Raw genomic sequence first — 9,083 nt, forward strand, 5'->3', positions numbered from 1 at the left:
GTCTGCAAAAATAGTTTGTTTTCATATTTTTATAGAAAATTTTATTGAAAAAATATACGTTGTAGTTTACATAATGATTTTTTAGTAAAGTAACTAAAATAGTAAAAATAAGAATTAGTGCTCTAACTGTTCAAGAGGATCAAGTGGTTCAAATGTTTCTGTAGTCTGTTTTGCTTCCAAATGGGGCAAAACAGGTCCCATTTCCAGATACTTCACTTTATTCAATGTATAAGATAGAATAGAACAGCTAAGCAATGTATACAGAAAATGTGTGAGATCCAAATAAAGCAAGGAGACAACTAAAATACCAAAAGTGATCAAGAAAAGACTTTTGCCAATCTTAATATGAAAATATTTTTCAATGGCTTGATAAATGATATCTGTTCCGCCTGTGCTTCCGCCAAATCGAAAGACGAGACCGCAACCAATGCCAGAAAGAATCCCTGTCATCAAACTATTGATCAGTAGACTATCTACAGCAAAATGTATATGAAGGCTTTCCCATAAATGTAAAAAGAAAACCAGCGCAAATGTTCCGACGATCGTCCGAAGAAAAGCGTGTTTTCCAAAAAGAAACAATGAGATAAGCAGTAAAGGTAAATTAAAAAGCAGCGAAGTGATAGAAGGCGCGAATCCAAAAAGATTATGCAAGAGTAAAGCAATACCAGTAACACCACCGTCTGCCAGTTTAGATGGAATATTGATGCCTGTCACAGCCAATCCATAGATCCCAGCGCCTAAAATGATTCCGCACAATTCTGTCATTAAATTTAATTTTTTCATTTCTAGCCTCTTTTCTTTTGAAAATTTTCAGCAACCTCTTCATTATACTGACTTATACTCTTTCTTCAAGAGGAAAATGAAAAAAATTTATTTTTGGTTGTTTCTTCCAAATTATCAAAAAGGAGTGGAAAAATGCGAGCAGCAGACTTATTGACAATTCTTACAAAATCACCCAAAAAAACAGATTATCAAGGTGTTTTTTTGGCTCAAGACCAAAAACTGATTCCTGTGACAAGAATCCAGATAAATGAATCGTATCAATTCATCTTTGTGTTTGAACAAGGCAAAGCACCACTTGCTATGAAAGAAATCTTTCTATTTTTGATGAAGAACCGTGAAAAAGCTGTTTATTATCAGTCAAAAGAAGAACTCATTCCGCTTTATGGAGTGAAAGAGATAGAAAATAAAGTGGTGATATAAGTAAAAATAAGAAAACAAGACGTTTATGATGCCAAAACAACCGTTTTTTACATTTTTGGCAAAAAAGTGTCATGATACAGTATAATACTTGTTGAACAGGTCAATAAAGGTGTTCTCCCCCACGAGATTTCTACTTTATTGGCTGTTTCTTTTTAATTAAAAGAAAAGTTGTATATGAAAAACGATACGGTTGATTCCGAGTGATTATTTCGTATAGATGTATTGGATGTTCGTTGTGAAGAAACGAGAACCAATAAATCTATCCGATTTTGTTGCTCGGATTCTTTTTTTATCCGCATATTTAGAGGTGATATTTTTATTAATTACTGACGCCTAGTAGGGTTAAGGTAAGTCAAGTTAGTTGGGAAAATGTAAAGAAATGTTTATACTTAAAGAATAACAGAAAGGAAGGTCGCATGAATAATTTTATACAAACATTAAGTGAAAGAAAAGGCGAGTTGCTGGAAGCTGCATTTCAACATCTGTCTATTTCTCTCATTTCTTTGCTGATTGCAGCACTGATTGCTATTCCTCTAGCAATTTGGGCAGCTAATCATAAAAAAATGGCAGAAGTCTTATTGCAGATCACGGGTGTGCTTCAAACGATTCCTTCACTTGCCTTATTAGGGTTACTTATCCCATTTGTAGGGATCGGAACTGTTCCAGCATTGATTGCACTTGTTATTTACGCTTTGCTTCCGATTTTCCAAAATACGTACATTGGTCTAGCTGAGATTGACCCGTCTATTGAAGAAGCGGCGGTAGCATTTGGTATGTCCAGGATGAGACGCTTGCTGAAAGTAGAACTTCCCATCGCATTGCCTGTCATTATCTCAGGTATCCGAACTGCCTTAGTTTTGATCATCGGTACGGCTACTTTGGCGGCATTGATCGGAGCAGGTGGATTAGGAACATTTATTTTATTAGGTATCGACCGCAACACACCAGTTTTAACATTGATTGGTGCAATCAGTTCTGCCTTGCTTGCCATTATATTCAGCGGATTGATTCGCTGGTTGCAGCATAAGAAACCTCGATATTCTATCATTACTTTAGCAGCCGTGGTGTGTTTAGTTGGGGGCGTTTCTTTATATCAGTCTGCCTTGTTTAAAAATGAAACCATCACGATTGCTGGAAAATTAGGAGCGGAACCTGAAATCCTGATCCAAATGTACAAAGAATTGATTGAAGACAACACAAAAACAGAAGTTGAATTAAAACCGAATTTTGGCAAGACTAGTTTTTTGTTCAATGCCTTGGATCAAGGGCAAATCGATATCTATCCTGAATTCACAGGGACTGTCCTAGAGAGCTTGGTGAAGGTACCTGAAGCAATGAAAAGTGCTGATTTGACAAAAGAAAAAACATATGACGAAGCAGAAGAATTATTGAACAAACAATTCGATATGACATTATTGAAACCAATGGCTTATCAAAATACGTATGCCTTGGCGGTCAAGAAATCTTTTGCAGACGAGCATCAACTTAAAAAGATTTCCGATTTAGCAGCAGTTTCTAATCAGATCAAAGCGGGATTCACACTGGAATTTATTGATCGTTCCGATGGATATAAAGGAATTCAAGAAGCATATGGATTGAATTTTTCAAGTGTACAAAGCATGGAACCAAGTTTGCGTTACCAAGCAATCAATAATGGAGATGTCAATATTGTGGATGCTTATTCCACAGATAGCCAACTCAAGGAGTATGATCTAGTCACTCTAGAAGATGATCAAGGGCTATTCCCAGCTTATCAAGGCGCGCCACTGATGAAAACAGATTTCGCCAAGGACCATCCTGAAATCGTTGAAGCGCTGAATAAATTAAGCGGAAAAATAACAGAAAATCAAATGATCGATATGAACTATCAAGTCAATGTCGAAAAGAAAAAACCGGCAGAAGTAGCACGAACCTTCCTGGAAAACGAAGGATTACTAAAGGAGGGAGATCAGTGACTAAATTAATCGAATTTAAACATGTGCAAAAAAAGTACGATGGAAAATATGTCATTGATGACCTAACTCTTGCAATCAAAGAAGGAGAAATCTTTGTTTTGGTTGGGCCTTCTGGTAGTGGAAAAACAACTACTTTGAAAATGATCAATGGATTATCTAAACCATCAGCAGGAGACATCTACTTCAAAGGAAAATCGTTAAATGAATATAATCTGCAGAAAATGCGGTGGAATATGGGGTATGTGCTGCAGCAAATCGCTTTGTTCCCGACCATGACAGTCAAGCAAAACATTGAAGTCATACCTGAAATGTTAGGTTGGGAAAAGCAGAAAAGAGCAGATCGTGTAGATGAACTTCTTCAAAAAGTTGGCTTATCTCCTGATATTTATCGAGATCGTATGCCTAGAGAGTTGTCTGGAGGAGAACAGCAACGAATCGGGATCATCCGAGCCATTGCTGCAAGCCCAGATGTGATTTTGATGGACGAGCCATTTAGCGCATTAGATCCTATTTCAAGAAATTCATTACAAGAATTAGTTTTATCTTTACATGAAGAACTAGGAACGACCATCGTTTTCGTTACGCATAATATGGAAGAAGCAATCAAGCTAGGAGATCGTATTGCGTTTATGAAAGATGGAGAAATTATCCAATGCGACACACCAGAACAGTTATTGATGAATCCTAAAAATGAATATGTACGGCATTTCTTTGATGAACCGAAACAGACGAAAGAATGGCGAGTCGAAGATTTAGTCGTCAATGGATATTTTTTAAAAGAAGTACCAAAAAACAGTCATCAACAAGTTTGCCTTGATACGCCTCTGAAAGAAGTGTATTCACTTCTTTCAGTGTACCCAAACATTGTGATAGTAGAAAAAGGAAAAAATATTGGTTCACTGACAAGTAAAGAAGTCTTTACTTTTTTAAGTCGAGAGGAGGAAGAAAATGAAAACATATGAGGCAATCGTCATCGGTTCAGGTGTGAGCGGCTTAAGTGCTGCTTATGGATTGAAAGAAGCAGGTAAAACAGTACTAGTGGTCGAAGAAGATCTATGGGGCGGGACTTGTCCTAACCGTGGATGTGATCCTAAAAAAGTCTTGTTGAGTGCAGTAGAAGCCCGTAATCGGATAAAACAATTGAATGGAAAAGGATTTAACGAGATCCCAACCGCTAATTGGGAAGAACTCCAAAAATTCAAACGCACATTCACAGATCCAGTTCCAGAAAATCGAAAAAAACAATTGGCAGAAGCTGGAATCGATCATCTTTCAGGGACCGCTCGTTTCTTAGACAACTCATCTATTGAAGTCAATGAAGAAGTTTTTCATGGAGATTACTTTGTTCTGGCAACAGGACAAAGACCCACGATCTTACCGGTGGAAGGAAAGGAATACTTGAAGACTAGTGCAGATTTTTTATCATTGCCTGTACTGCCTAAAGAAATTATTTTTATTGGCGGCGGATATATTGCTTTTGAACTGGCTACGATTGCCAATGCTGCAGGGAGTAAAGTAACCATTGTCCATCATAATCAACGACCATTAAAAGAATTTGAGGCGTCTTTGGTAGAGGAAGCCGTCCATCAAATGGAAGCATCTGGTATTCAGTTTGCTTTTGATGTTGAAACCCAAAAGATCATCTCGGAAGGAACTCGATATCGTTTAGTCGGAAAAGATACGGAATTAGTAGCAGATATGATTTTTTGTGCGACTGGGAGACAGCCGAATACAGAATCTTTAGCACTTGAACAAGCGAATGTCGTCTTTGATAAACACGGGATTGAGGTCAATGATTATCTGCAAACGAGCAATCCAAAAATTTTTGCGTGTGGAGACATTGTTTCAAGGAAAACACCCAAATTGACACCAGTCGCCACTTTTGAAGGGAATTATGTAGCTAAGCGGATAACGGATGCAATAGGCGGCCCTATCAAATATCCAATTATACCCACGATCGTCTACGCTAGTCCTAAGCTTGCTGAAGTAGGGATTACAAAAAGTCACGCCTCTTCGTCAGATCAAGTGGTAGAGATGGATCTTACCAATTGGTTCACCTATCATCGCGTCAATGAACCAGTTGCTAAGGCTGAATTAACTTTCGACCAGCAAAATTATTTGATTGGTGCTGCAGTGATTAGCGAGCAAGCAGACGAATTGATTGATGATTTGACACTAGTCATCAATCAAAAATTGACTAAAAAAGAGTTGGATAGCTATATCATGGGGTATCCGACATTGGCAAGTGATCTCTCCTATTTATTGAAATAATCAGCATGATAACTAAAGCGCTTGTTGCTTTTTCCTTCTTGTGCTACACTTTAAAAAATGAATACCTGTTTCTGGGGATGTCGTAGACGACATGAGAGTAAGTTGTGAACTTAGACCCATTGAACCTGTCAGTTAATACTGGTGAAGGGAGAAACATAGCAGACGCTTGAAGCGGGTTACTATGTCGTGCCCATTTCAAGCGTTTTTTGTTATCCATATTAGAAGAAAGGAGGCGTCAAAATGAAGAAAAATCTTTATCCAGCAGTCAGTATGGCATTCATTTTAATTATTTGGCAGATTGTTGTCTTAGTTTGGAAAATACCCGCTTTTATTTTACCCGGACCTGCTGCTGTATTTTCTGCGTTAACAGCAGATGCACAAGTATTGCTTTCCCATTCTGTCACAACATTAAATGAAGCAGTGATTGGTTTGGCAATAGCTAGCGTTCTTTCTTTTATTACTGCTTTGGCAATGGATTATTGGAAGTTCTTAGAAATGTCTTTTTATCCATTACTAGTGATTTCTCAAATGTTGCCAATCATGGTTTTAGGGCCATTATTGACCCTATGGTTTGGTTTCGGTATGCTTCCAAAAGTGATTCTTGTTGTCTTGATAAGCTATTTTCCGATCGTAGTTTCTTTTTCGGATACATTGAGGAAAGTATCGAAGGAGCAAATCATCTTTTTGAAAACGATGGGGGCAGATACAGGGAAGATTTATCGAATATATAAAATACCAGCGGGTTTATCCGGATTCTTTTCCGGTTTAAAAGTAGCCGCTACTTATTGTGTCAGTGGAGCAGTCGTTGGAGAATGGCTAAGCGCTCAAGCAGGCTTAGGGTATTATATGATACGCGTAAAAAACAGCTACCAGATTGATAAAGTTTTTGCTGCGATCATTTGTGTCATTTTATTGAGTTTATTGCTGAATGGCGCTTGTTCATTATTGAAAAAAGGGTATTACCGTATGCTTTATACTTTTTAAGAGAAGGGGATCAAATGAAAAAATTATGGCTTTTATTACCGCTACTGTTGCTTTTATCCGCTTGTGGCACTGCAAAAGAAACAAGTAGCAAACAAGAAACGAAGGATTTGAAAAAAGTGACACTTGTTTTGGATTATGTACCAAATACTAATCATACTGGCATCTACGTAGCAAAAGAAAAAGGCTATTATAAAGAGGCTGGTTTAGATGTCCAAATCGTCGAACCAGGAGATAATTCGACAAGTATTGGTCTAGTAGGTGCGGACAAAGCACAATTTGGTATAAGTTATCAAGAAGATGTCACTTATGCGCACGCAGATGGAAAGAATATACCAGTCAAAGCAATTGCTACAGTGATCAAACATAATACTTCTGGATTCGCCACCCTATCAGACAGTAACATCCATTCACCAAAAGATTTTGAAGGAAAAACATATGCAGGTTGGCAAAGTCCAAGTGAAGAAGCTGTCTTAAAAGCTGTGATGGAAAAAGACGGCGGTGACTTTTCAAAACTGACAATGGTAGGAAGCAATGGAGAAGGGCCAGAAAGCTTAGGAAAATCCTCAGATATCCAATGGTACTTTGAAGGTTGGGATATGATCAAAGCAAAAGAAGCGGGTATTGAACTAAACTATATCCCATTGAAAGAATTAGATGAACGGTTAGATTACTATACTCCGGTAATTATTACGAATGATCAACTGATCAAAAATGATCCAGGATTGGTACAGTCTTTTATGGATGCCACGAAAAAAGGCTATCAGGAAGCTATTAAAGATCCAAACGACAGTGCTAAACTGTTGCAAAAATATGCAAAAGGAAACGAATGGACGTTTTTAGAAGAATCACAAGCATTCTTGTCAAAAAATTATACGGATGATCCTGAGAATTGGGGATTGATGGAAGAAAAAGTTTGGCGCAATTATACAGCTTTTATGCAGGAAAACGGATTGATCAAGCAAGATGTACCTTCGAAAGAACTATTCACTAATCAGTTTATAAAATAGGAGTGATAGATGTGTCAATCCAAATCAGCCACTTGAATGTAGTCATTGAAAACCTGAAAATATTAGAAGACATCCATTTCACTATCCCTAAAGATACTTTTACATCGATTGTCGCGCCAAGCGGAGCCGGTAAGTCAACATTGCTGAAAACTTTAACAGGAGTCCAGCCTATGACTTCTGGAACGATCAAAGTAGACGATCAAAAAGTAACTGGTCTCCATACAGCATTTAGTTATATGCCGCAAGAAGATATGTTACTTCCTTGGCTGAGCGTCTATCAAAACGTTACGTTATATCAAAAAATCAATCATCTAGCAATCAATGAAGAACAAATAAGGGATTATCTGGATATCTTTGGGGTAAACGGCTATGAACATTTTTTGCCGGAACAATTATCTGGCGGGATGAAGCAGCGAACGGCCTTGTTACGAACAATCATGAATCCTTCTTCTTACTTGCTTCTTGATGAACCATTTGGAGCGTTAGATGCTATGACCAGAGGGCAGATGCAAGACTGGATGCTGAAACTGCCTAAAAAAGCAAAGCGAACTACTTTGCTCGTGACACATGATATTGAAGAAGCAATTTATTTATCAGACAGGATCCTTGTGCTTTCCGCCCGTCCGGCACATGTGATTGCTGAGATTCAAGTGCCTGAAAAACGACGGTCACGTGAATGGCTACTGCAGCAATCAGAGTTGAAGCAAACGATTTATCAGTTATTGGCAGGTGAATGAGATGTTAAGTGATGCTCATTGTCATTTAGATGGGAGTCAGAGTTTAGCACTCCTTCAGCAGGAACACACGATTTTGACGATCATTAATTGTGATTCGCCAGAAGAATGGGAGAAAAACAGACGGCTTGCAACAAGCAAGAATCAAGTCTTAAGTTACGGTATCCACCCTTGGAAAGCGGATAGCTATACGTTTGCACATGTTGAGCTTTTTTTGAAGAAAGCAAGGATCATCGGTGAAATAGGGTTAGACAATATCTGGACGAATGTGCCACTGTCTACACAAAAAAGGGTGTTTGAGCAACAGCTTGCTTTTGCAGCCATAAATAAGAAACCTGTTGTACTGCATACAAAAGGATGCGAAAAAGAGATCTTAAGCTATATCCAAGCTTACCCTAATCACTATTTGATTCATTGGTATTCTTCTTTGGACTATCAACAAGACTATATTGATTTAGGCTGTTATTTCAGCATTGGTCTTGATTTGAAAAAGAACCCAGCAGTCTGGCAACTAGCTAAAACAGTCCCAATCGACCACTTACTTATTGAAACGGATGGACTACATGCAGCAGAGTGGGCGTTAGGGGATAATTTTTCAGAAAAAGATTATGTCTCACTGCTTGAAGAACAGTTAAAGACAATCGCTGAAATCAAAGAGCTATCAGTTGAAGAAGTTAAGAAAAATACTTATCAAAACTTGGAACGTTTCATTAGATTAGGTAAATAAAAAAAGAGGTGTGACACAACTAGTGTCGCACCTCTTTTGGCTTTCTTTGTATAAAAGTAAACCGTTCGATTAATAAATGAATCTTAGTACCAACCGTTTGCTTCCCAGAATGCTTTCGCAGCTTCCCAAGAACCATAACGTGAAGCAACATATTGTTCTGCCACTTTTTCTTGGTTCGCAGCAGAGTAATCACCATTCAAGT

At 38.0% G+C, this 9,083-nt stretch carries 9 protein-coding genes, 1 pseudogene and 1 riboswitch; of the genes and pseudogenes, 8 read left to right on the forward strand and 2 right to left on the reverse strand.

Going from position 1 to position 9,083, the window contains the following annotated elements; translation table 11 throughout:
- Nucleotides 1–114: 114 nt before the first annotated feature.
- On the reverse strand, nt 115–783 hold the full coding sequence (locus OZZ83_RS08735; RefSeq protein ID WP_002309531.1) for a YitT family protein: 669 nt from the start codon (nt 781–783) through the stop codon (nt 115–117).
- Nucleotides 784–915: 132 nt separating this feature from the next.
- Between OZZ83_RS08735 and OZZ83_RS08740 the strand changes: the two genes are divergently transcribed.
- The 8 genes from OZZ83_RS08740 to OZZ83_RS08775 all read left to right on the forward strand — a co-directional run bounded on the left by OZZ83_RS08740 (nt 916) and on the right by OZZ83_RS08775 (nt 8,881).
- A complete protein-coding gene (locus OZZ83_RS08740) occupies nt 916–1,203 on the forward strand; it encodes a hypothetical protein (RefSeq protein WP_002309528.1) in 288 nt (95 codons plus the stop codon).
- Between the two features lie 416 nt (nt 1,204–1,619).
- Nucleotides 1,620–3,158 carry an ABC transporter permease/substrate-binding protein gene (locus OZZ83_RS08745; protein WP_002319985.1) on the forward strand — a complete coding sequence of 513 codons (1,539 nt, stop codon included), beginning with the start codon at nt 1,620–1,622 and terminating at the stop codon, nt 3,156–3,158.
- Entirely contained in the window at nt 3,155–4,120 is a 966-nt protein-coding gene (locus tag OZZ83_RS08750; RefSeq protein WP_002309526.1) for an ABC transporter ATP-binding protein, read from the forward strand. The genes OZZ83_RS08745 and OZZ83_RS08750 overlap by 4 nt, the downstream gene beginning before the upstream one ends.
- On the forward strand, nt 4,107–5,429 hold the full coding sequence (locus tag OZZ83_RS08755; RefSeq protein WP_002313860.1) for a dihydrolipoyl dehydrogenase family protein: 1,323 nt from the start codon (nt 4,107–4,109) through the stop codon (nt 5,427–5,429). The genes OZZ83_RS08750 and OZZ83_RS08755 overlap by 14 nt, the downstream gene beginning before the upstream one ends.
- Nucleotides 5,430–5,491: 62 nt before the next feature.
- A riboswitch (TPP riboswitch) is annotated at nt 5,492–5,596 on the forward strand.
- A 73-nt stretch (nt 5,597–5,669) separates the two neighbouring features.
- Nucleotides 5,670–6,413, forward strand: coding sequence for an ABC transporter permease (locus OZZ83_RS08760; RefSeq protein WP_002309524.1), 744 nt, complete (start codon nt 5,670–5,672; stop codon nt 6,411–6,413).
- Nucleotides 6,414–6,427: 14 nt separating this feature from the next.
- Complete coding sequence (locus tag OZZ83_RS08765) at nt 6,428–7,420, forward strand: ABC transporter substrate-binding protein (protein ID WP_002309523.1); 993 nt, start codon at nt 6,428–6,430, stop codon at nt 7,418–7,420.
- Nucleotides 7,421–7,431: 11 nt separating this feature from the next.
- A complete protein-coding gene (locus tag OZZ83_RS08770) occupies nt 7,432–8,157 on the forward strand; it encodes an ABC transporter ATP-binding protein (RefSeq protein ID WP_278023698.1) in 726 nt (241 codons plus the stop codon).
- Nucleotide 8,158: 1 nt separating this feature from the next.
- Nucleotides 8,159–8,881 (forward strand): TatD family hydrolase, encoded by a 723-nt coding sequence (locus tag OZZ83_RS08775; RefSeq protein ID WP_002319981.1) that lies wholly within the window; start codon nt 8,159–8,161, stop codon nt 8,879–8,881.
- 83 nt (nt 8,882–8,964) lie between these two features.
- On the opposite strand, the pseudogene OZZ83_RS08780 reads toward OZZ83_RS08775, so the two are convergent.
- Nucleotides 8,965–9,083 (reverse strand): annotated as a pseudogene (locus tag OZZ83_RS08780) (LysM peptidoglycan-binding domain-containing protein); the annotation flags it as partial.

Origin of the sequence: Enterococcus sp. E5-162 (assembly GCF_035725965.1) — a bacterium.
Lineage (GTDB): Bacteria > Bacillota > Bacilli > Lactobacillales > Enterococcaceae > Enterococcus_B > Enterococcus_B lactis.

Excerpts from the sequence above, each read along its gene's own strand:
- OZZ83_RS08735 (WP_002309531.1), bottom strand. The coding sequence starts at position 783 with ATGAAAAAATTAAATTTAATGACAGAATTGTGCGGAATCATTTTAGGC.
- OZZ83_RS08740 (WP_002309528.1), top strand. The coding sequence starts at position 916 with ATGCGAGCAGCAGACTTATTGACAATTCTTACAAAATCACCCAAAAAA.
- OZZ83_RS08745 (WP_002319985.1), top strand. The coding sequence starts at position 1,620 with ATGAATAATTTTATACAAACATTAAGTGAAAGAAAAGGCGAGTTGCTG.
- OZZ83_RS08755 (WP_002313860.1), top strand. The coding sequence starts at position 4,107 with ATGAAAACATATGAGGCAATCGTCATCGGTTCAGGTGTGAGCGGCTTA.
- OZZ83_RS08760 (WP_002309524.1), top strand. The coding sequence starts at position 5,670 with ATGAAGAAAAATCTTTATCCAGCAGTCAGTATGGCATTCATTTTAATT.
- OZZ83_RS08765 (WP_002309523.1), top strand. The coding sequence starts at position 6,428 with ATGAAAAAATTATGGCTTTTATTACCGCTACTGTTGCTTTTATCCGCT.
- OZZ83_RS08775 (WP_002319981.1), top strand. The coding sequence starts at position 8,159 with ATGTTAAGTGATGCTCATTGTCATTTAGATGGGAGTCAGAGTTTAGCA.